At 51.3% G+C, this 489-nt stretch carries 1 pseudogene; it reads left to right on the top strand.

Annotated features, from left to right (window positions below):
• Nucleotides 1-489, top strand: a pseudogene (locus ACXAG7_RS19950) (hypothetical protein); the annotation flags it as partial.

Below are 489 nucleotides of genomic sequence, written 5' to 3' on the forward strand. Positions count from 1 at the left end.
CCACAGCAGCAACGGCTCAGGTAGTGGTAAGCGAACAGGCTTTACCAAATGCGGGAACTAACGGAACACTAACGATCTGTGCAGGAAGCACCGTAACATCAGCACAGTTATTTGCAGCCTTAGGCGGAAGCCCAGCGACAGGCGGAACTTGGTCACCAGCATTAGCAGGCGCAAATACCTATACGTATACAGTAGCAGCAACCGCACCATGTACCACAGCAGCAATGGCTCAGGTAGTGGTAAGCGAACAGGCTTTACCAAATGCGGGAACTAACGGAACACTCACAATCTGTGCAGGAAGCACGGTAACATCAGGGCAATTATTTGCAGCCTTAGGCGGAAGTCCAGCGACAGGAGGAACTTGGTCACCAGCATTAGCAGGGGCTAATACCTATACATATACAGTAGCAGCAACGGCACCATGTACCACAGCAGCAACAGCTCAGGTAGTGGTAAGCGAACAAGCCTTACCAAATGCGGGAACTAACG

It is taken from the genome of Tenacibaculum sp. AWR4_210 (assembly GCF_056160945.1).